The sequence below is a fragment of the Streptomyces sp. NBC_00582 genome (assembly GCF_036345155.1).
Classification (GTDB): Bacteria; Actinomycetota; Actinomycetes; order Streptomycetales; family Streptomycetaceae; genus Streptomyces.
The window spans coordinates 4422812-4445159 of the sequence record NZ_CP107772.1; the positions used below are offsets into that span (position 1 = coordinate 4422812).

The following is a 22348-nucleotide window of genomic DNA, read 5'->3' on the forward strand; positions in this document are numbered from 1 at the left end:
GACCCGGCTGCGAGAATTGTCCGTATGGCCGAGATCATCCAGCGTGACGGGAGCTGGGCCTTCGACGGTACGACGGTCCGGATCACGCCGGGGCTGCACCGTTCCGTGCCGCTGTTCCGGCAGACGTACGGGGAGATCGCCGTGCCGTTGGAGGCGGTAGCCGGGGTCGTCTACGAGCCGGAACGGCGGCGGGGGCGGCTGCGGATGCGGCTCAGGGAGGGAGCGGATCCGCTGTTGCAGGCGACGGGCGGGCGGCTGCCGGCGGCGGCGGACCCGTACCGGCTGCTGGTGGACGTGGACCGTTCGGGGCTGGCGGAGTATGTCGTCGAGGAGATCCGGCACGCGTTGCTGCTGGACCAGGTACCCAAGGAGCCCACCCGCTCCTATCTGTTGCCGGGGCCGCCGGTTCCGGTGTCGGTGCGTTCGTCCGACGGCACGGTGTCCTTCGACGGGACGCGGGTGCGCATCGACTGGGCGGACACCTCGGACCGGGTGAAGCGGGCGACGGGGCCGCGGATCATCGCGGTCGGGGATCTGGTGCAGGTGGAGTGGCTGCCCAACTCCGGTCACGGGGACGGGTTTCTGCGGTTCGCGACCCGGGAGACGGTGTTCTCGAGGCTGTCGGCGGAGAAGGATCCGTATGCGCTGGATCTGTGGGGCGGGGTGCAGCGGGATCTGCTGACCGCGCTGGTGGCGACGGCGGTGACGGCCCGGATGCCGCATCCCTCGGCGCGGGTGGACACCGGGGGCGGGGGCCGGCCGCACCGGTGGGCGGCGGCCGTTCCCGCCCAGGCCGACCATCACGACGTACTGCTGCGCAGGCTGCGGGAGCTGGGCGAGCTGCACCGGGAGGGGGTGCTGACGGACGAGGAGTTCGCCCGGACCAAGGCGGTGATACTGCGCGGCTTCCAGGAAGGGCCTAGCTCAGCAGGTCCGGTTCGCTGCGGCTGATGTCCTGCCACAGGGGCTGGTAGTTGATCCAGGCCACGAGGTCGCCGCCGAGTTGTTCACGGGTGGCGACGGCGGCGCGATGGTCGATCAGCAGGGGGCGGCCGGCCGCGCGGGCGGTGAGCTGGACCTGGCTGGAGCGTTCCATGGACAGGAACCACCAGGCGGCCGCGTCGACCGAGTCCCCGACGGTGAGCAGTCCGTGGTTGCGCAGGACGAGGGCCTTGCGGGTGCCGAGGGCGCTCGCGATGCGCCGGCCCTCCTCGGTGTCGACGGCGACGCCGGTGTAGGCGTCGTAGAGGGCGTGGTCCTCGTAGAAGGCGCAGCTCTCCTGGGTGAGGGGGTCGAGGAGTTCGCCGAGGGCGGCGAGGGCGCGGCCGTACACCGAGTGGCAGTGGGCGACGGCGACGACGTCCGGGCGGGCGGCGTGGACCTGGGCGTGGACGGTGAAGGCGGCCTGGTTGACGTGGTAGCCGCCCTCGACGACCTGGCCGTCGGAGTTGGCGAGGACCAGGTCACTGACGGTGACGTGCTTGAACGGCATGCCGAACGGGTTGACCCAGAAGCAGTCGCTGTATTCGGGGTCGCGGGCGGTGATGTGTCCGGACACGCCGTCCTCGAAGCCGAGGCGGCCGAAGATGCGTACGGCGCCCGCCAGGCGTTCCTTGCGGTGCCGGCGCTCGTCCTCGACCGAGTCGTGCATCGGCGGCATCGCGAAGTTGAGCCGGTCGGTGGGCAGCGGGGCAGGCGGCGTGGGCCCGTGCATCGGTCCTCCAGCACTGGGTGGGTGTACGGGCGGAAGTTACCCTCGGTCAGCGCAGGAGAACAGGCTTGTTGCGCAAAGATGACGTGCGTCTGTGGAACACGACGGAATTGCGACAGGAGATGTCCTGTATCGCGTTCACACTCCGGGTATGACAGCGAACGACACGGCGGCGAACTGGGCCGCGTTCACGGCTGCCGAGCCCGGTCTCGCGCGGACCGTCGAGGAGCGTTTCGGCGCGTTCACCCACCATGTACTGGCGACCCTGCGCAAGGACGGTTCTCCTCGGACCGCGGGACTGGAGGTCCGGTTCCTCGACGGTGAGCTGTGGCTCGGCATGATGCCGGACTCGGTGAAGGCGCTCGATCTGCGGCGTGATCCGCGTTTCGCGCTCCAGGCCAACCCGGGTGAGGGAACCGGGATGGGCGGCGGGGACGTACGGATCGCGGGGCGGGCGGTCGAGGTCGAGGATCCGGCGGTGAAGGCGGCATACCGGAAAGAGGTGGAACCGCCGGAGCCGTTCCACCTCTTCCGCACCGAGCTGACGGAGGTCGTGAGGACCTACGTCGAGGACGAGACGTATCTCGTCGTGCAGGTCTGGAAGCCCGGAGAGCCGGTGCGCGCTCTCAAGCGGACCTGAAGGGACCTGGGAAGAGACCTACTCCCACTCGATGGTGCCCGGGGGCTTGGAGGTCACGTCGAGGACGACGCGGTTGACGTCACGGACCTCGTTGGTGATCCGGGTGGAGATCTTCGCGAGGACGTCGTACGGCAGCCGCGACCAGTCGGCGGTCATGGCGTCCTCGGAGGAGACGGGGCGCAGCACGATCGGGTGGCCGTAGGTGCGGCCGTCGCCCTGGACGCCGACGCTGCGGACGTCCGCGAGCAGGACCACCGGGCACTGCCAGATCTCGCGGTCGAGACCGGCGGCGGTGAGTTCCTCGCGGGCGATCGCGTCGGCGTCGCGCAGGAGGTCCAGGCGCTCCTTGGTGACCTCGCCGACGATCCGGATGCCGAGGCCGGGGCCGGGGAACGGCTGGCGCTGGACGATCTCCTCCGGCAGGCCGAGCTCCTGGCCGACCATGCGGACCTCGTCCTTGAAGAGCTTGCGGAGGGGCTCGATGAGCTTGAACTCCAGGTCCTCGGGGAGACCGCCCACGTTGTGGTGGGACTTGATGTTGGCGGTGCCGGTGCCGCCGCCGGACTCGACGACGTCCGGGTAGAGCGTGCCCTGGACCAGGAACTCCACCGCCGGGCCCTCGTCGGCGATGATCTCGGCCTGGGCCTGCTCGAAGACGCGGATGAACTCGCGGCCGATGGTCTTGCGCTTCTGCTCGGGGTCGGAGACGCCCTTCAGCGCGGTGAGGAAGCGCTCCTCGGCGTCGACGACGACCAGCTTGACGCCGGTCGCGGCCACGAAGTCCTTCTCGACCTGCTCGGTCTCGCCCTTGCGCATCAGACCGTGGTCGACATACACGCAGGTGAGCTGGTCGCCGATGGCCCGGGCGACGAGGGCGGCGGCCACGGCGGAGTCGACGCCGCCGGAGAGGCCGCAGATGGCGCGCTTGTCGCCGACCAGCTCGCGGATCGCGGAGACCTGCTCCTCGATCACATTGCCGGTGGTCCAGGTGGGCTTCAGGCCCGCGCCGCGGTAGAGGAAGTGCTCCAGGACCTGCTGGCCGTGCGTGGAGTGCATGACCTCGGGGTGGTACTGGACGCCGTAGAGCTTCTTCTCGTCGTTCTCGAAGGCGGCGACCGGGACGACGTCCGTGGACGCGGTGACGGTGAAGCCCTCGGGGGCGGCGGAACAGGCGTCGCCGTGCGACATCCATACGTGCTGCTCGGCGGGGGTGCCCTCGAAGAGGGTGGAGGACGTCCGGGAGACGTGCAGATCCGTACGGCCGTACTCGCGGGAGCCGGTGTTGTCCACCGTGCCGCCGAGGGTCTGGGCCATGAGCTGGAAGCCGTAGCACATGCCGAAGACGGGGACGCCGGCCTCGAAGAGCTCGCGGCCGAGGCGGGGGGCGCCCTCCTCGTACACGGACGAGGGGCCGCCGGAGAGGATGATCGCCGCCGGGTTCTTGGCGAGCATCTCCTCGACCGGCGTGGTGCTCGGCACGATTTCGCTGTAGACCCGGGCCTCGCGGACTCGACGGGCGATGAGCTGGGCGTACTGTGCGCCGAAGTCGACGACCAGGACGGTGTCGGGGGCGGCGGCAGCGGGAGTCGCTGATGACACGGGGGCCTTCCGGCGGTGGGCGGAGTCTCTGTGCTGGCCAATTCTACTTTGGGTGCCGTGGGGGCGGTCCCGTCCCTCGGGGCTCCGCCCCCGGACCCCCGGCCCGGCAAGGGGAGGGTGATCGACTCGGGGGGAGAGGAGAGGGGGGCGAGCGGCTCGCGGGGGAAGAAGGGGAGGGGAGGGAACGGCTCGAGGGCAAGGGGGGCGGTGATCAGCTCGGTGGGAGGTAGGGGTATCCGGCTCGGGAGCGCGAAGGACGGGGCGCCGGCTCGGCGGGGGAAGGGCGGGTGAGCGGCCCCGTAGGTGGAGAGGGAGCGTGACGGGGGGCGACCGGCAGGGGTTGGGGGGTGTGGCATACTCGCCGTATGCGCGAGCTCTCGACCTTCCTCTTTACCTATGGCGACCGGCCCACCGGCTGCCATGGTCGTGCTGCTTGAGCCACTGACAAGCGACTTCCCCAGGCGCCCCGGGCCGACAAGGTCCGGGGCGTCTGGCGTTCTCCCGGGCCGTGTCGCTCCGGGGCTCCTCTTCCGACGGATGACTGAACAGAGACGAAGGAGCCCCGACATGACCGCTCTCGATGTGACCGGCGCCCGTACCCCCGAGGCCGCCGATGTGATCACCGGTGCGCGGGAGCGCGTCGACGCCCTCGACGACCGGATCATCGGGCTGATCCAGGAGCGGATGGCCGTGTCCGCCGTCATCCAGGAGGCCCGGCTCACCTCCGGCGGCCGGCGGGTGAACCTCTCGCGTGAGATGGAGATCCTCGGTCACTACAGGGACGCGCTGGGCAAGCCCGGTACCGCCCTCGCGATGACGCTGCTGGAGCTGTGCCGGGGTCGTATCTGAGTTCGGGCGCCGTCTCACCCGTACGCCGCGTGACCGCCGCCGCAGCGCTTCGTTGGTCCCGGTGTCCGTTCCAGCCAGGTGCGGGCCCGGAAGAAACCACGCGTGGGTCACTGGAGCGATGAGGCGGACGGATCGTGCCGTGCGCCGTGGGACCTCGCTCCAGGTAAGTGACCGGACGGCAGGGGACAGCAGCCCGGTCACCCAAGAGAACGGTCGGCCTCGGGGACGCTCGGGGCCGACCGGCGGACATGGCAAAAATGCACAAGAGCTGGGTCAAACGGTTGCGGGCGCCGCGTTCATCCAGCACGATGCGGAGAAAGCCCCCACTGCCCCGAGTCCCGTCCCGGACCGGCCCAGTGCGTGATGTGTCCTGGATGACTTCCAAAGGTCCAGACCAATAGAGCGGCGCAACCCCCCGGCGCCGCATCCCAGGCACCGGTGCTGCCCTGACGCCGGTGCTGGCGATAAGAAGGGCCCTGCGGATCCGCCCCGCGGGGCCCTTCGTCGTGCGACCACGGCCCCGGGCAGGGTTATGTGATCTAGATCACATAAAGATGCCGTGAGGTGGAGACAACTGTTCATGGGTTTCACGGGTCACACCTGACACACCGAACCCGTTGATCTCCCGAGGTCTCCATGAAGCTTCGCCGGACTCTCCTCACGGCGGCCGCGATGGTGCCGCTCGCCCTGCTCTCGGCTCCGACGGCGTTCGCCGAGGAGACCGGTTCGCCGTCCCCGAGCACCTCCGAGGCACAGACGGCGTCGCAGACGGCCTCCTCGTCCCCCACGGACACATCGAGCCCGTCAGCCTCCACATCGTCCACGTCCTCCACGTCGTCCACGTCACCCACGTCGTCCACCTCGGCGACATCCTCCGGCTCCGCGACCTCCTCGGCCTCGCAGTCGTCCTCCGCGAGCGCCTCGGCGAGCGAGAACGGCGAGCCGTTCGACCCGTTCACCGACTGCAAGTCCTTCGAACTGGACGAGAACCTCACCGCCGAGATCACCGGCCTGCCGAACAAGATCGTGGCCGGTTCCGGCTGGCACGGCTTCACCTTCAAGGTCCGCAACGACTCCGACCAGGACCTGAAGAACGTCTACATCGACGCCTTCCTCGAGTACGGCGGCGACACGGACGCCTGGCTGTCCGAGGGCCTCGCCGTCATCCAGGTCAAGGAGGACGGCAAGTGGACCGACAGCTTCCAGGACTCGTACGAGGACGAGAACGGCAAGACGGTCGACGTCACGGGCTCCTTCGTGGGGCTGCTCGACACCCTGGAGAAGAACAGCTCCACCACGCTCGACCTGCGGGTGAAGGTCAAGGCGTCGGCCCCGGCCGGCTCCTCGTTCGCGCTGAGCGAGGCGATCTACGCCGGCAAGGACGCCACCTGCCACGGCAACGGTGACTTCTACGACGTGAAGATCCTCGCCGCCGGCAGCGACGCGGGTGACGTCGACGACGCCAAGCCGAACGGCGAGAAGCCCCACACCGACGACGGCACCCGGGCGCAGGGCAGCGCCAAGCCCATCAGCGGCAGCCTCGCCTCCACCGGCTCCGACTCCTCGCTCCCCGTCATCGGCCTCGTCGGCGGTGTCGCCGTCCTCGTCGGCGCGGGGGCGGTCGTGGCGGTTCGCCGCCGCAGGACCGGCGCGCACGTGTAGGGCGCCGGCCCGGACCAGCGAAGGGACCTGCGCTCGGAGGGGGGCGCAGGTCCCTTTCGCTCACGTGGTACGGGGTGAACCGTCGCCCTACTTCCTCGGCGGCACCGTCGGCATTCCCAGGAACGGCAGGCGCAGCGCGCCGAACGCGTCCGCCGGGACCGCCGGGGCCTGTGGCTCCACCGGCTTCAGCCGCTCGTACGCGGCTCCCTGCGCCGGACGCGGGTCCGCCTCGCCCTTGTTGGGCCAGTACGACATCGCCCGCTCGGCCTGCGCGGTGATGGTGAGGGAGGGGTTCACGCCCAGGTTCGCCGAGACCGCGGCGCCGTCGACCACCGAGATGCCGGGGTGGCCGTAGAGGCGGTGGTACGGGTCGATGACCCCGGTCTCGCGGGAGTCGCCGATGGGGCAGCCGCCGAGGAAGTGGGCGGTGAGCGGGGTGCCCATCAGCTCGCCCACGTTGGATCCGGCGAAGCCGTTGATGTCGGCGGCGATCGCGGAGGCGGCCTCGGAGGCGGCCCTGATCTGCTTGGGGTTGGGCGCGCCGTGGCCCTGGCGGGCGGTCAGCAGCCCCTTGCCCACGCCCGTCTGCTTCAGATGGGTGGTGAGCGAGTTGTCCAGTGACTGCATGACCAGGCCGATGATGGTCCGCTCCGACCAGCGGCGATTGGACAGCGAGCGCAGGACGAGGAGCGGGTGGCGGGCCGCGTTGGCCAGCCAGCCGGCGACCCGCGACGAGCCGTCCGCGTAGGGGACCTGGAGGATGGACAGGCCGCCCATGGAGTTGGAGCCCTTGCCGTAGCGGACCGGCTCGATGTGGGTGTTCTCGTCGGGGTGGACCGAGGAGGTGATGGCGACTCCGCGGGTGAAGTCGACCTTCGGCGCGCCGGTCGCCTTGCGGTAGCGGCGGTCGTCGGTCTGGGCGCCGACCAGCGCCTCGGAGTTGGTGCGGGTCAGCTCGCCCAGCCGGTCCGACAGGTACGGCAGCTGTCCGTTCGCCTTCATGCGGTGCAGCAGGGTCTGGGTGCCGTAGGTGCCGGCGGCGAGGACGACCCGGCGGGCCTTGAAGGTGCGTCCCCTGGAGCGGCGGCGGTCGTCGGTCGGGAGGGTCGCGACCGCGTATCCGCCCTGGGAGTCGTCCGTGACCGACACGACCGTCGTCATCGGGTGGACGACCGCGCCGGCCTTCTCGGCGAGGTGGAGGTAGTTCTCGTTGAGGGTGTTCTTCGCGCCGTGCCGGCAACCGGTCATGCACTCGCCGCACTCGGTGCAGGCCCTGCGGGCGGGGCCGGCGCCGCCGAAGTAGGGGTCGGCGACCTGTTCGCCGGGTGCGGCCTTCGCCGTCCCGTCGGCGTCCTTGCCGTCGCCGAAGAAGACGCCGACCGGGGCGGGGTGGAAGGTGTCGCCGACGCCCATCCGCTCCGCCGCCGCCTTCAGGTGCACGTCGGAGGGGGTCGTCGTCGGGTTCAGCCGTACGCCGAGCATGCGGCGCGCCTGGTCGTAGTACGGGCTCAGCTCCTCCTGCCAGTCGGTGATGTCCCGCCACTGGGGGTCGTCGAAGAAGGGCTTCGGCGGGACGTAGAGGGTGTTGGCGTAGTTCAGGGAACCGCCGCCGACGCCCGCGCCCGCCAGGACCATCACGTTGCCGAGGAGGTGGATGCGCTGGATGCCGTAGAGGCCGAGCCTGGGGGCCCAGAGGTAGTTCTTCAGGTCCCAGGAGTTCTTGGGGAGGGTCTCGCGGGTGAAGCGGCGGCCGGCTTCCAGGACGCCGACCCTGTAGCCCTTCTCCGTGAGGCGCAGGGCGGTGACGGAACCGCCGAAGCCGGAGCCCACGACGAGGACGTCGTAGTCGTAGGTGTCCTGGGGCACGGGGGTCTCCTCGTTGCGTTTCGCGTGCGGGCCGGTGATGGCTGGTCGCGCCCGGGCGGCGGAGCCGCATGTCGATACAGCCCCGCGCCCCTGGTCGGCTACCTGAGCCTCAGTGCCTTCATCACCCTCAGGCTCGTGCTCATGAAGGCCGCGTACTTCTCGTCGTCCATGCCCAGTGAGGGGGCCATCGGCAGGAGCCGCTGCTGGGCGACCGTCTGGGCCTCCGTGTACTTGAGGATGCCCTCGGAGCCGTGGCGGCGGCCGAGGCCGGAGTCCTTCATGCCGCCCATCGGGGACTGGACGCTGCCGTACGCGGGCGCGTAGCCCTCGTTGACGTTGACCGTGCCGGTGCGCAGCCGGGCGGCGACCTCGCGGCCGCGTCGGCCGTCCTTCGTCCAGACCGACGCGTTGAGGCCGTACGGCGTGGAGTTGGCGAGCTCGACCGCCTCCTCGTCCGTGCTGAAGCGGTAGATGGAGACGACCGGGCCGAAGGTCTCCTCGCCGCACACGGCCATGGGCTCGGTGACGCCGTCGAGGATGGTCGGCTCGTAGAAGTAGGGGCCGATGTCCGGGCGGGCCACGCCGCCGGCGAGCACCTTGGCGCCCTTGGCGACGGCCTCCTCCACGTGCCGGGTCACGGTCTCGAGCTGGCGTTCGCCGACCAGCGAGCCCATGTCGGCGCCGTAGGCGAGGGAGTTGCCGAGGCGCATGCCCCTGGTGCGGGTGGCGAAGCGCTCCAGGAAGGCGTCCGCGATCGACTCGTGGACGTAGAGCCGCTCGATGGAGATGCAGAGCTGGCCGGCGGAGGAGAAGCAGGCGCGGACGGCACCCGCGGCGGCCTTCTCGATGTCGGCGTCCTCGAGGACCAGCATGGCGTTCTTGCCGCCGAGTTCGAGGGACACGCCGACCAGTCGGGCGGCGGCGCCCTGGGCGACCTCGCGGCCGGTGCGGGTGGAGCCGGTGAAGGAGACGTAGTCGGCGTGCCGGACGACCTCGGGGCCGACGACCGGGCCCTCGCCGAGGACGACCTGGAAGACGTCGGCGGGCAGCCCGGCCTCGATGAGGAGGTCGCGGGCCCACAGGGCCGTCAGACAGGTCTCCGTGTCCGGCTTCATCACGACCGCGTTGCCCGCGACGAACGCGGGGAGCGCGTCGCCGACGGAGAGCTCCAGGGGGTAGTTCCAGGGGGCGATCTGGCCGACGACTCCGCGCGGGTGGCGCAGTTCGGTGACCTTGGTGAGGGTCGGCATGGCGCCGGCGTGCCGCTTCGGCCGCAGATAGGCCACGGCCCGGCGGCCGTAGTGGCGGGCGGCGACCGCGACGGCCTGGACCTCCTCGTGGGCGTGCAGGCGCGCCTTGCCGGTCTCGAGCTGGATCAGGTCGAGGACCTCGGCCTGGCGGGCCAGGACCAGGTCGTGGAAGCACAGGAGCACGGCCGCGCGTTCGCGTACGGGTGTCCGCGCCCACACCGCCTGTGCGGCGCGGGCCGCCTCGTAGGCCTTGAGTACGTCCTCGGGGGTGGACTCGGGCAGGTCGGCGAGCTTCTCGCCGGTGAACGGCGTGTGGTTCACGGTACGGCCGGAGCCGACGACGCCCTTGGTGAGCTGGGCGACGAGCTGGGGGGTGACCACGTCGGCGGCGGTGCGTACGCCTGTGGGGGCGGGGGCGAGGGGGTTCGTACCGGCCGTGGTCGTCGTACCGGTGGCTTCCGGGGCCTGCGAGTCCGTCATGACGCGCAGCGTATGCCGCTGAAACGACTTTTGGGTACCCGCCGGTAACGGGGATTCACCGACCGTCCACACGACGCCAGTGTCCACTGGCAACGAACCCGCTGATCAGGCCGCCGATGCGCCCCCGGGCCGTCAGTGGCTCCCGGTCTCCAGGGGGGCGTGGGATGCCGTGAGCACCGCTTCCAGTTCCGCGGCGGCCTGCGCCGGGGCGGGGCGGCGGTCCGGGTCGGGCGTCAGGAGGCGCCGCACGAGGGGGTGCAGCGGACCCGCGTCCTCGACGGCGGCGCGCAGCAGGGCGCCGAGCGACCACAGGTCGGAGGCGGGGCCGGCGTCGCGGCCGGACCTGCGCTCGGGGGCGACGAAGTCCGCGGCGCCGGTGGGCGGGTCCGGGGTGTGGGCCAGGCCGAAGTCGGTGAGGGCGACCCGGCCGTCCGGGCCGAGCAGGACGTTCGCCGGCCGCACATCCCGGTGGACGATGCCGATCGCGTGCGCCGCGCGCAGGGCGCCGAGGACGGCGAGACCGATGCGGGCGGCCTCGGTGGGGTCGAGGGGGCCGCGTGCGAGTGTCTCGTGCAGGGACTCGCCGTGGATCAGCTCCATGACGATCCAGGGCGGTCCGTCGCCGGCCGCCTCGGGCTGCCCGTCCTCCTCCACCACGTCGAGGATGGAGACGGCGGAGGGGTGGTCGACGCGGGCGGCGGCGCGGGCCTCGTGGTGGAGGCGGTGTGCGGCCCTGCGGCGGTCCTCGTCCCCGGGGCGGCCGGGCAACCGGGGCTGTTTGACGGCGACTTCGCGGTCGAGGAGGTCGTCGTGGGCCCGCCAGACGGTGCCCGCGGTGCCGGCGCCGATCGGTTCGAGCAGTCGGTAACGCCCGCCCACGGTGCGGTCGTTGACGCCTGTGGCGGCGCCTGCGCGGGAGCCTGCGGGGGCGCCTATCGGGGCACCGTCGTCACTCATGCCCCATGACTACCACGAGCACCGCGCTCCACGCCGGGCACCACGGGAGTAGGGCCCTTCTGACGGAACGCCGCTCCTTCACCCGCGGAGACCCGCCAGAAGGGCCCTAGGGTCGGTCGACGTCCAGGTTCGCGATCGCCGTCCGCGCCACCTCCTGGCCCCGCGCGGTGAAGTCGCCCTTGCCGGGGTAGCCGATCAGCAGCTTGTACATGTCGCCGGCGGAGGAGCGGTAGTAGAAGATCCTCACCTCGCGCGGGCGCGGGTCCTGACTGTCGTCGGTGGTGTAGACCACGGTGTTCTCTGCGGCGGGCCGGCTGCCCCGGTACTTCACGTTGTCGTCGGTCCGGGTGCGCGGCTTCTTCGGCATGTCGAGCTCGTAGCTGCCGGACTCCTTGAAGTCCCCGTCGTCGGCGTACATCTCGGCCGCCGCCGAGGCCTGGATCTCCTTGCCGGTGTCCTCCGCCTTGCGTGCCACCTCCAGGACGACCGAGATCGCGCCGCTGGGGTCGGTGTAGGCGACCCAGTGCTCGTCGTCCCTGCTGTCCTTGTCGGGCTCGCTGCGCACATAGGTGCCGGGCACGGCGAGCGTCGCGGTGACGTCCTTCTCGTGGTGCTTCTTCCAGCTCTCCGGCAGCGGTCCGGCGAACGGGTCGGCGATCAGCACGTACGCCGTCACGGCCGCCGCGACGACGGCGGCTCCCAGCCCGATCCAGACGGTACGGCCGCTGCGGCGCCGGCGTGCGGGCGCGTCGGCCTCCGACACGGCCGCCGTGATCGGCGAGGGCTGCGGCGGCGCCGGCGGCTGCGCGGCCGCCTCCAGCAGTGCCCTGACCCGCGCGGCGCCGGGGCGGCGGGCCGGGTCCTTGTCGAGCAGTCCGTTCACGGCCTCGGCGAGCGGGCCCGTGGCGGCGGCGGGCGGGGCGGGCGCGGCGTTGAGGACGGACTGGAGCGTGGCCGGCGTGTTGCTGCGGCGGAACGGCGACACGCCCTCGGTCGCCGCGTACAGCACCACGCCGAGCGACCACAGGTCGGAGGCCGGCCCGGGACGCTGGCCGAGCACCCGTTCCGGTGCGATGTACTCGGGCGAGCCCACGAACCCGCCGGTGTCGGTCAGGCTGGTCTCGCCCTCGATCTGCGCGATGCCGAAGTCGGTGAGGACGATCCGGTCGTGGCGGCCGAGGAGGATGTTGTCGGGCTTCACGTCCCGGTGCAGGACGCCCGCCGCGTGCGCCGCCTCCAGCGCGTCCAGCACCTGAAGGCCGATCCGGGCGGCCTCGCGGGCGGCGAGCGTGCCCTCCTGGAGGGCGCTGCCGAGCGAGCGGCCGTGGACCAGCTCCATCACGATCCAGGGCTGTCCGTCGACGACGGCGACATCGTGCACGGTGACCACGGCGGGGTGGTCGAGCCGGGCCGCCGCCCGCGCCTCGCGGCGCATCCGCTCGAACGCGTTGGCCCGTTCCCGTTCGGGAAGGTGGTCCGGTACGCGCGGCTCCTTGACGGCGACCTCGCGGTCGACGACCTCGTCCTTGGCGTGCCACACCGTGCCCATGCCGCCGTGCCCGAGCTTGGACAGCAGCCGGTAGCGGCCGGCTATCAGGCGCCCGACGCCGGGCTCGCCCTGCTGCGGGGGAAGCTGCGAAGGGGCGGCGGCGGCCTGTGGGTTCGGCGGTTGCAGAACAAAACTCGTCGTCTCGTCGGACTCGTGGCCGACGCCCCCGTGATGACTCATGGGTCCATCCATATCGCGCCAGGCGGGCCGGTTACCACCGGAGAAGGGCAACTACCGTGTCACGAACGTGTCGACGGCGACGTCGAAGTACTCCCGTGCCTCCCGCACCTTCCCGACCGGCGCCGACACCCACACGTCGTACAGCCGCCCGCCCTCCTCCCAGCACAGGTCGTAGGTGTGCCGGGGGCCCTCCGCCGCGCTGAAGCCGTCCCAGGTGAACTCCCAGAGGGCGGCGGGGTCACCGTCGTGCGTGGTCGCGACGACCTTGCCGTCGTGGTAACCGGGGTTGGTGTCCGGGCCCTTGGCGGCCGCGCGCCGCATCACGCCCAGCGGGCCGCCGGTCCCGGGGGCGGAGACCTTGATGCCGAGGCGGAAGGTCTCCCCCGGCGACATGTAGAAGACCCGCTCGCCCTGCGGTACGCGCGTGAAGTCCTCCGGGACGGCGAGGGCGAACCCGGCGGGGTCGTCGGCGACGCGGTAGCCGGAGGGGGCACTGGGGCGGTCGTCGGAGGCGGGACTCAGCACGCCGGAGGGCGCGGCCGACGGGGTGGAAGGGGCGGCCGAGCCGGGGGCGTCGGCCGTCGGGCGGGGGCTCGCCGAGCCGCCACCCGTCGGTCCCGCCCCGGGGCCCGTCGACTCGCGGGACGCCGAACTCGTAGGAGAGGAACCGCCGCCGTCGCCGTCGCGGTTCACCAGCAGCGCAGCCGCCGACACGCCCGCGCCGGCCATCGCGGCGACCAGCAGCGCGGCGATCAGCACACCGCGCGAGGAACGCTCCCGGGCGGGCAGCGGCTCCGAGCCGAGCCGGGACTGCGACGCCCCCTGCTGGGACTCCTCCGGCTCTCGTGGCGGGTCCTGCCAGCCCGGGGGCCACCGGAACATCCCGGTCGGCCGGGAGCGGGTCGGCAGGTTCTCCTGGGTCGGCGTGTACCCCGACCCGACGGGCTCCGGCGTACGCCCGGTGTCGAGGTAGGCGCGCAGCAGCCGCTCCGCTTCCGCCGGTGCGAGCCGCCGTTCCGGATCACGCTCCAACAACCCCCGAACGACGGGCAGGAGCGGCGCGGCTTCGGCGGGCGTGCGGATCTCCGCGAAGACGACGGCGTGCAGGATGCCGCCCAGCGAGTCGCGCCGGAAGGGCGATTCGCCGCTCAGCGCGGTGCACAGCAGCGCGCCCAGCGACCACAGGTCGGACTCGGGGCCGGTGCGCGCGCCGGACATCCGCTCGGGCGCGGTGTACTCGGGCGAGCCGACGAAGGAGCCGGTCTCGGTGAGCGTGGTGGCTCCGGCGACCTGCGCGATGCCGAAGTCGGTGAGGACGACCCGGTCGCTGTCGTTCTCCAGCAGGACGTTCGCCGGTTTGATGTCCCGGTGCAGGACCCCGGCCGTGTGCGCGGCGCGTACGGCGCCGAGCAGGGCGATGCCGATGCGGGCCGCCTCGTCGGGGGCGAGCGGGCCGTGTGCGGCGATCCGGTCGGCGAGCGAGCCGCCCTTGATCAGCTCCATGACGATGTACGGCCGCTCGTCGTCCTCGACGACGTCGTGCACGACGATGATGTGCGGGTGGCTCAACTGGGCGACCGCGCGGGCCTCGCGCAGTGTCCGGTCGCGGCGGCCGCGCGCCTCCTCGGCGGACAGCGTGTCGTCCTGGATCAGCTCCTTGACCGCGACACGCCGTCCCAACAGCTCGTCCGTGGCACGCCACACGACACCCATGCCGCCCCGCCCGAGCCTCGCCTCGAGCCGGTAGCGGCCCGCGATGACGCGGACGGCGTCCCCCTCGGTCCCCATGGGCCCCATCATGCCCCACCGGATGTCCCGGCTCCGGGTGGCCGACCGGCCAACCCCCCGTCAGGAGGCGGTGGGTTCCCGCCAGCTCTGCAGTACGGCTTTGAACTGCTTTGCCGTGGTGGCCCAGTCGTCCGCCGGGGAGGACATGTAGATCGCGTACTCCGTGCCGTCACGGGAGATGTACGTCTCCTCGATCGCCCGGCGCGGCCCGGGGAACTCGGTGTCCTTCGCCTGCGCGGTCCAGGTGTACTCCCACTCGGAGCCCTTGCGGTCGCGGTAGACGTTCTCCGCCAGTTTGACCGTGTGGTAGTCCACGAGCCGTTCGAGCTGCTGTTCGAGGTCCTTCTGGTGGGCGTACGGATCGTCGTAGTCGGGCGACTTGTCGAGGGCGATACGCAGGAAGTGCTCGCCGCCGTCCGGGGAGTAGTCGATCTGCTGGAGGTCGCCGTCGTCCTGGTAGACCGTGCGCGTCCAGGTCTTGTCGGGCAGCGAGAGCCCGAAGCCCAGCTCGTCGGTGACGGGGACCCAGGAGTCGGGCACACCGCCCTGTCCGCCGGTGCCGCCGGTGGCCGAGGGGCTCGGCGAGACGGAGCCGGAGCCGGAGGCGGCGGACGCGCCGCCCGTGCTCCGGCCCAGGTCCCACTGCTGCAACGCCACGGCCGTACCGCCGCCGACCAGCGCGGCGACGGCGACGACCAGCGCGAGCGAGCGCAGCCGACGGCGTCGCGACCGCGCGGGCGGGGCGGCGGCGACGGGGCCGAGGTGAACAGGGCCGGAGGGGACGGGACCGGAGTGACCGGTGCCGGGGTGCGGGACGCCGACGGCGGTGGGGCCGGTCGGGCCGACGGTGCCGGGGACGGGTGTCGACGGCTCCGGCGCCCCGGGGACCGCGGCGGGTCCTCCGGGCGCTCCGGCGTGTCCCCCCGAGGCGTACGCCGGCCCCGTACCGTTCGTCCCCGTACCGTTGTTCGTCCCCGTGTCCGGTCTCCCGTACGGGCCCTGCCCCTGGTACGGCCCGGGGTGGGTGTAGCCGCCCGGACCGCCGTACTGCGTGGGCACGAAGGCCTGCGCCCCGTGCGGGCGGCGCCCTTCGGCGGCCTCGGCGAGGAGTTGCTCGGCCTCGGCGGTGGAGGGGCGGCCGGCCGGGTCCTTGCGGAGGAGGGCGGCGATGACCGGCCCGAGCGGACCGGCGTACGCCGGCTCGGCGGCCTCGTCCTCGACGACGGCCTGCAGGGTGCTCAGCGCCGAGGTGCGGCGGAACGGCGAGCGCCCCTCCACCGCCGTGTAGAGGGTGGCGCCCAGCGCCCACAGGTCGGAGGACGGCCCCGGGTCCTGGCCGCGGATCCGCTCGGGGGCGAGATAGTCGACGGAACCGACGACCTCCCCGGTGCGGGTGATCGTCGTGTCGCCCTCGATCTGGGCGATGCCGAAGTCGGTGAGCAGGACCCGGCCGTCGTGCGAGATGAGCACGTTGCCGGGCTTGACGTCACGGTGCAGGACGCCCGCGGAGTGCGCGGCGCGCAGGGCGCGCAGCACCCACAGACCGATCCGGGCGGCCTCGGCGGGCTCGACGCGGCCGTCCTCCTTGACGGCGTCGGCCAGCGAACGGCCCTCGACCAGCTCCATCACGATCCACGGCCGGCCGTCGTGTTCGAGCACGTCGTGCACCGTGACGACGGCGGAGTGGTTGATCCGCGCCGCCGCGCGCGCCTCCGCCCGGGTGCGCGCGAGCAGGACACCCTGATCGCTCTCACTGACGTAGAGGGCGGCGGTCAGCTCCTTGATGGCGACCGCCCGGTGCAGCAGCTCGTCGTGCGCGCGCCACACCCGGCCCATGCCACCGCTGCCGATGGTGTCGGCGAGCCGGTAGCGGCCCGCGAGGAGCAGGCCCTGCATCTGATTCACGTTGCCCCGCAATGGTCTTGACAGGGTCAGCGTAAAGACCGGGATGCGTCCGGGGAACCAGCGGGGTGCCAAGGAGACAGCACTGTGACGGTTGTCGCTTCTCGGGCCGTTCGGGAACCGACGCTACCGAGCGGTCGCTCAGCCGGTGTACCGGTAAGTAGCAGAGGCCTGTTCGTACAGCCGGGTGACCTCGTCGCGTTCGGCCTCGGGCCCACGCACCTGTACGACGTGGTAGCGGCCGTCGATGAGGATCGCGAGGTTGCGGACGTACAGCTCGCGCCCGCCGTCGGACCAGGTGAACTGGCCCTCGGCCATGGTGCGTGTGCCCACGGTGGTCGTGCGCAGCCCGGAGGCGGTCGCCCAACTGGAGTCGCGGTACGGCTGGAGCTCGCTCTCCTTCTCCCGCTGGTAGACCATCGGGTCGCCGCCGTTGGCGGACGCGCTGTCCCGCCCGGGTACGACGATCAGCTCGAAGTCGCCGTGGGAGTAGACGACCTGGCCGCGCCCGTTCTTGCCGGTGCGGGCCCAGCCCTCGGCCACGGCGACCTGGAAGCCGGCGGCGTCCTTGCGGAGCGTGAAGCCGTCGGCGACGTCCGCGCCGGAACCGGTCTGGGGCTCGGTGGCCTCCGCGCTCGTACCGCTGCCCGGCGAGGTCTGGTCGGGCCGGGGTTCGCTGCTCGCCTCGGGGGCCTGCCCGGAGGGGGCGCTCGCGGAGGCGGTGGCCCCGGTGTTCTGGGTGCCGGCGGTCCCGGCCGCGCCGTCCTCGTCGGCCTTGGGCATGAACAGGACGGCGTAGGCGACGGCGCCGGCCAGCAACAGCAGGATCAGCACCAGCAGGGTGCGGCCCAGGCTGCGCGGGGAACGGCCCGTGTCCTGCCGGGCCCGCTTGTGGCGGCCGTGTGTCGCGGGCAGGCCGGCGCGCCGTCTGCGCACCAACTCGCCCTTGCGGCGCACGATCGGCAGCCGGCGCGGATCGGTGGGCGGCGCGGCGACGACGTACGTGCCCGCCTCGGGCTCGGGCGCGGACCGCACCAGGGAGCGCAGCCAGCCGCGCAGTTCCTCGAAGTCGAGGCGATCGGTGGGGTCCTGACGCAGCAGCGACTCCACGACCGGCCTGAGCGGGCCGCACTCCTCGGCGAAGGCGGGCGGTTCGGCGCACACCAGTTGCACGAGCTCCGCCGTGGACTCCTCCGGGTAGGGCGCGTGTCCCTGTACGGCCCTGAAGAGCAGCGCGCCCAGCGCCCACAGGTCGGTCGCGGGACCGATCGGCGCGGCGAGCTGCCAGTTCTCGTGCACCGGGCCCGCCTGCTCGGGCGCCCAGCGTTCGGTGACGGGCCCGACGACCGCCATCCGCGCCTGCCGGGCCCGCTCGGCGGCAAGCGCGGTCCCCGGCCCTCGCCGAACTCCCCCACCGGCAGCCACGACCTCATCCCACCGCACCCCACCGACTCGGTGACCTGCGGGGGTGGGGCCGGCTACGGCGCTCGACGCGGAGGCGCCTGCCGGACCTCGGGCGCCGTGTGGGTCGGAGGGGCCCGCGGGGGTGCCGCCTACGCCGTAGCGGTCGGAGGGGCCCGCGGCGGTGCCGCCTACGCCGGACGGGCCGGAGGCACCTGCCGGACCTCGGGCACCGTAGGGGTCGGAGGGGCCCACGGGGGTGCCGCCTACGCCGGACGGGCCGGAGGCGCCTGCCGGGCCTCGGGCGCCGTAGGGGGCGGAGGGGCCCGCGGGGGTGCCGCCTACGCCGGACGGGCCGGAGGCGCCTGCCGGACCTCGGGCGCCGTAGGGGGCGGAGGGGCCTGCGGGGGTGCCGCCTACGCCGTAGGGGTCGGCGATCCGGCCGGGCGGGCCGGAAGAAGCGCCAGGGCTACCGCCGAGGGCGCCGGGAAGACCGGGGGCTCCGGAAGCGCCGGAAGCGCCGGAACCATCGCCGGGCGTACCCACGGCACCGCCGGGGCCACCTGCCCCGCCAGCACTACCCGAGCCACCAGGACCGCCAAGGCCAGCCGGGCCAGCCGCGGCGCCCGGGCCGCCGGGACCGCCAAAGCCACCCGAACCACCCGGACCGCCCGGGTCACCAGCACCGCCGAAGCCACCCGGGCCACCCGGGCCACCAAAGCCGTCAAAGCCAGCCGGGGCGCCCGGGCCGCCCGGGCCGCCGAGGTCGTCCGGGGCGCTTGGGGTGCCGGGACCGGCGGGATGCGTGCCGCTCGTGCCCGGGGCGCCGTAGGGGGAGGCCGTCACCGGGCCGTGGTCGTTCTCGGTGGGGGTGCGGGCTCCCGGCAGGGCCGCGCGGCCGTTCTGGGCCTCCTGGACGCGGGCCGCCGCACGGGCACCCGCCCGGTACGCGGCGATCGCCCCGGCGCGCGCGGCACGGATGTCCCCGCCGGTCTCCAGGGGTGCCCGACGGGCGACCTCGCCCGACGGCCCGGCACCGGTCACCGGTTCACCCGCCGGTCCCGGCAGCCCACCGGCGGCCCGCGCCTCGATCGCGGCACGCCGAGCGGCCTCGGGATCCTCCCCGACGGCACCACCCACCGCCCCCGCGCCAAAAGCACCGGAGGCACCGCCGGCACCGCCGGCACCACTGACCGCCCGTCCGCCCGCCCCTCCGGCGGAGCCACCGGCACCGGATCCGCCAGGAACCGCACCGCGGCCCACCCCGCCGAGTCCCGCCCCTCCGGCGCCTCCCGCAGGGCCGGGAACCGCTGGGGGCGAAGGCGTGGCCGAGAGCTGGATCGCCGCCCCGGTCCCCGGTTCCTCCGCCGGCACCGGGTCGTATCCGCACAGCGCCTCTTCCGCCGCCCCGACCGCGAGGCCGGTCAGCATGACCCGTCCGTCGTCGCAGACGAGGACGGTGCGCGCGGTGATGTTGCGGTGCACCCAGCCGTGCGCGTGCAGCACCCGCAGGGCGGTGAGGACGTCGGAGGCGACCTCGGCCGCCCGGTACGGCGTCAGCGGCTGCTCGGCGAGGAGCGCGGCGAGCGGCCGCGCGGCCACCAGCTCACTCACTATCCACAGCGAACCGCCGTCGGCGAACACGTCGAAGACCTGGTCGAGCCGGGGGTGGTCGGGAATGCTCGCGGCGGCCTGCGCGGCCTCCACCGCCCGCCGTACGACGGGATCGGCGGGCCGCCGGGTGCTCCCGCCCCCGCGTGCGCCGGGGATCCGCCCCGAGCCGCCCCGGCGCTCACGCGCCGTGAACCCCTCGGGAAGCCCTTCGGCGTCGAGCACCTCCGCCTCGACGACCTCGGGCAACGGCACCTGACGGACCAGGACTTCCTGTCCGCTGTAGGTGTCGAAGGCCCGGGTCTCGGTGAGTTCGTACTCGTCGGAGGGCGGCAGCGGCAGGCGGTAGCGGTCGGCGAGTACCCGTCCCGCATAGTCGTCCACGTTGCCTCCCCCGGCCGCTCCGGTCGGTCGATTCCGTTCGTTTCACGACCCGTTGCAGCCGTATCCGGCCACGGAGCTGGATGCGCACGGTCCGCAGCCCTTCACGATACGTGCCGGAGGCAACTCTCCGAGAGGGGATACAGGATCCCGGACGCTACTTCTTGGGCGTGAAGGTGTCCGTCAGCGTCTGCCAGGTGCTCTTGCGCAGCGCGGTGGACCAGTCGGCGGCCTTCGCCGTGTACATCAGCGCGTACCCCTGGCTGTCGCTCACGACGAACCCGCGGTCGATCACCCGGTACTTGGTGCCGCTCTCCGCATAGGTGAACTCCCAGTCGGCCGTGTTCCAGCCGCGGTAGTTCACCGCCGCTATGCGGACCTTGTCGTACTGCGAGCGCGTCATGTAGCGCTCCTGGTTCTTCCAGTCGGCGACCGGGTCGTCCTTGGGCGTGGTGGTCCACGCGACCAGCAGCCGCTGTCCGTCGGGGCCGGTGAACCGGTCGCCCGCGGAGCTCGACGTCTGGAACTTCCACCCGGTGGGCAGCCCGATCGTGTACCCCTGGCCGCCCTTGTACGTCGTCGCGGCCTTGCCGCTCCCGGTGGAGGAGACGTCGGAGCCGGTGCCGCCGTCCGTCGTGGTGTTGCCGGGTGACGCGGCGGAGTCGGCCGAGCCGGTGGACGGGGAGGTCGACCCGTCCGTACGGGTCCCGCCGCCCTCGTCCTCCTTGGTCTCGGCGCTCGCGCTCGCGCCGCCGCTCGCCACGGCCCTGCCGCCGCCGCTGCCGCTCGCGCTGTCGTCGTCCCCGCCGCCGAGCGTGAGGGCCAGCACGGTGCCCAGCACCGCGAGCACCACCACCACGGCGATGATCACCAGCGTGCGCTTCGGCACCACGTCGGTCAGCGGCGCCCTCGGCACGGACCGCGGCGGCAGGTCCGGCGGAGTCATCACGGGCCAGCCGGAACTCCGGCCGCCCGCCGAGCCGTTCGTCCCCTTCGCGCCGGTCGTACCGCCGGTCGGGGCCTGCCCGCTCCGGCCGGCGCCTCCCCCGGAACCGGAGCCGACGGTGGGCGTCACCGCCGTGGGCGCGGAGCCGGCGGCGGCCGCCGTCGTCCTGGTGGTGGGCGCCGACGTGGTCGCGGCGCCGGTGCGCCGGGCCTCCGCCGTGCCCACGGAGGGCGACGCCGTGGTGGCGGACGCGGTGGAAGCGGAGGCCGCACGGGTCCCCGAAGCCGCCGCGGTGCCACCGGACTTGACGCGGGACGCGGCGGCGGTGCCGGCCGCTCCTGCGGCGACGGCGGCCTTCTTACGGACGGAACGCAGCGCGCCGCGCAGCTTCTCGCCCGCCTCCCCGGCCGAACTCCCCCTGCCCGCGGGGCCGTCCGGCTGGACCGGGATCGGCACCAGCCGGGTGGCGTCGGACGGCTCGGCCTCCCTGGGTTCGGGCGCGTGGATCACGTCGTTGAGCATCGCCCGCGCGCCGGCGTCGTCGAGCCGCCGCTGGGGATCCTTGGTGAGCAGCCCGTAGATGACGTCCTTCAGCCGACCGGCGTTCTTCGGCTCCTCCAGCGGCTCGGTCATCACCGCGGTGAGCGTCGCGATCGCGGAACCCTTGTCGTACGGCGGCGATCCCTCGACCGAGGCGTAGAGCAGACCGCCGAGCGACCACAGGTCGGCGGCCGGGCCGGGCTTGTGGCCGCGGGCGCGCTCCGGGGAGATGTAGGAGGGGGCGCCGACGAGCATGCCGGTGGAGGTGATGGACGGGTCGCCCTCGACCTGGGCGATGCCGAAGTCGGTGAGCACGACCCGGCCGTCCTCGGCGATCAGCACGTTGGACGGCTTCACGTCCCGGTGGAGGATGCCCTCGCGGTGCGCCGAGCGCAGCACGTCGAGGATGGCGAGCCCGACCTCCGCGGCCCGCTTCGGCTCCAGTACGCCGTCCTCACGGATGACCTCGGCGAGCGACTTGCCCTCGACGAGTTCCATCACGATCCACGGCCGGTCGTCCTCCTCGACCACGTCGAAGACCGTCACCGCGCTGTTGTTGCGGATCCTGGCGATGGCCTTGGCCTCGCGCAAAGTCCGGGTGATCAGCCGGCGCTTCTCGTCCTCGTCGATGTTCCCCGGGAACCGCAGCTCCTTGACGGCGACCGTACGGCCGAGGGTCTCGTCCTCGGCGCGCCACACCGTCCCCATGCCGCCGCGGCCGAGTACGCCTCCCAGCCGGTACCGCCCGGCGAGGAGACGTGCGCTCTTGTCCTGACGGGATGCCCCCGCCCGCTCCGCCTCCGACATGCGTCCCCTCATGCAACCCGCCCTGACAGAGCCTCCATTGTCCCTCACCCGACAAGTGCCCGACGCCCAGGGTGCCCCTCCGCCGTCGTAAGGAGGGAAGCATTCCGGCCAGGGGGCGCGGCGCACTCCGGCCAACGCCCTGCTGACACCCCGGCCGGGGACCGTGCGGCACCCCGGCCGAAGGCCTGTTCCCGACGGGAACAGGCCCCCTTTCCACCGGAGTTCGGCG

13 protein-coding genes and 1 pseudogene are annotated in these 22348 nt (G+C 72.9%); 4 read left to right on the forward strand and 10 right to left on the reverse strand.

Features of this window, described 5'->3' with window-relative positions; genetic code table 11:
* Positions 1 to 24 precede the first annotated feature (24 nt).
* A complete protein-coding gene (locus OG852_RS19435) occupies positions 25 to 951 on the forward strand; it encodes a DUF4429 domain-containing protein (RefSeq protein WP_330348547.1) in 927 nt (308 codons plus the stop codon).
* On the opposite strand, the gene OG852_RS19440 is transcribed toward OG852_RS19435, so the two are convergent.
* Entirely contained in the window at positions 920 to 1714 is a 795-nt protein-coding gene (locus tag OG852_RS19440; RefSeq protein WP_133912861.1) for a class II aldolase/adducin family protein, read from the reverse strand. The two genes, OG852_RS19435 and OG852_RS19440, sit on opposite strands and share 32 nt — an antisense overlap.
* Before the next feature lie 148 nt (positions 1715 to 1862).
* Between OG852_RS19440 and OG852_RS19445 the strand changes: the two genes are divergently transcribed.
* A complete protein-coding gene (locus OG852_RS19445; protein WP_330348548.1) occupies positions 1863 to 2351 on the forward strand; it encodes a pyridoxamine 5'-phosphate oxidase family protein in 489 nt (162 codons plus the stop codon).
* Positions 2352 to 2369: 18 nt separating this feature from the next.
* Here the strand turns inward: OG852_RS19445 and guaA are convergent, their stop codons facing one another.
* Positions 2370 to 3950 (reverse strand): glutamine-hydrolyzing GMP synthase, encoded by a 1581-nt coding sequence (gene guaA, locus OG852_RS19450; protein WP_330348549.1) that lies wholly within the window; start codon positions 3948 to 3950, stop codon positions 2370 to 2372.
* Between the two features lie 537 nt (positions 3951 to 4487).
* On the opposite strand from guaA, the gene OG852_RS19455 reads away from it, so the two are divergent.
* Together OG852_RS19455 and OG852_RS19460 are read left to right on the forward strand one after the other, a co-directional pair.
* Positions 4488 to 4799 (forward strand): chorismate mutase, encoded by a 312-nt coding sequence (locus tag OG852_RS19455; protein ID WP_330348550.1) that lies wholly within the window; start codon positions 4488 to 4490, stop codon positions 4797 to 4799.
* Between the two features lie 636 nt (positions 4800 to 5435).
* Positions 5436 to 6461, forward strand: coding sequence for an LPXTG cell wall anchor domain-containing protein (locus OG852_RS19460; protein ID WP_330348551.1), 1026 nt, complete (start codon positions 5436 to 5438; stop codon positions 6459 to 6461).
* 87 nt (positions 6462 to 6548) lie between these two features.
* Here OG852_RS19460 and OG852_RS19465 read toward each other — a convergent pair whose 3' ends face one another.
* The 8 genes and pseudogenes from OG852_RS19465 to OG852_RS19500 form a co-directional block, all read right to left on the reverse strand.
* On the reverse strand, positions 6549 to 8327 hold the full coding sequence (locus OG852_RS19465; RefSeq protein ID WP_330348552.1) for a GMC family oxidoreductase: 1779 nt from the start codon (positions 8325 to 8327) through the stop codon (positions 6549 to 6551).
* 98 nt (positions 8328 to 8425) lie between these two features.
* Positions 8426 to 10057, reverse strand: a complete 1632-nt coding sequence (locus OG852_RS19470; protein WP_330348553.1) for a succinic semialdehyde dehydrogenase — start codon at positions 10055 to 10057, stop codon at positions 8426 to 8428.
* A gap of 153 nt (positions 10058 to 10210) precedes the next feature.
* Positions 10211 to 11014 (reverse strand): annotated as a pseudogene (locus OG852_RS19475) (serine/threonine-protein kinase); the annotation flags it as partial.
* A 106-nt stretch (positions 11015 to 11120) separates the two neighbouring features.
* A complete protein-coding gene (locus OG852_RS19480; protein WP_330348554.1) occupies positions 11121 to 12743 on the reverse strand; it encodes a serine/threonine-protein kinase in 1623 nt (540 codons plus the stop codon).
* A 51-nt stretch (positions 12744 to 12794) separates the two neighbouring features.
* Entirely contained in the window at positions 12795 to 14531 is a 1737-nt protein-coding gene (locus tag OG852_RS19485) for a serine/threonine-protein kinase (RefSeq protein WP_330348555.1), read from the reverse strand.
* A gap of 60 nt (positions 14532 to 14591) precedes the next feature.
* Positions 14592 to 16427 carry a serine/threonine-protein kinase gene (locus OG852_RS19490; protein ID WP_330348556.1) on the reverse strand — a complete coding sequence of 612 codons (1836 nt, stop codon included), beginning with the start codon at positions 16425 to 16427 and terminating at the stop codon, positions 14592 to 14594.
* A 147-nt stretch (positions 16428 to 16574) separates the two neighbouring features.
* Positions 16575 to 19829 (reverse strand): protein kinase, encoded by a 3255-nt coding sequence (locus OG852_RS19495; RefSeq protein WP_330348557.1) that lies wholly within the window; start codon positions 19827 to 19829, stop codon positions 16575 to 16577.
* Positions 19830 to 19983: 154 nt separating this feature from the next.
* Complete coding sequence (locus OG852_RS19500) at positions 19984 to 22119, reverse strand: serine/threonine-protein kinase (RefSeq protein ID WP_330351470.1); 2136 nt, start codon at positions 22117 to 22119, stop codon at positions 19984 to 19986.
* Between the last annotated feature and the right edge of the window lie 229 nt (positions 22120 to 22348).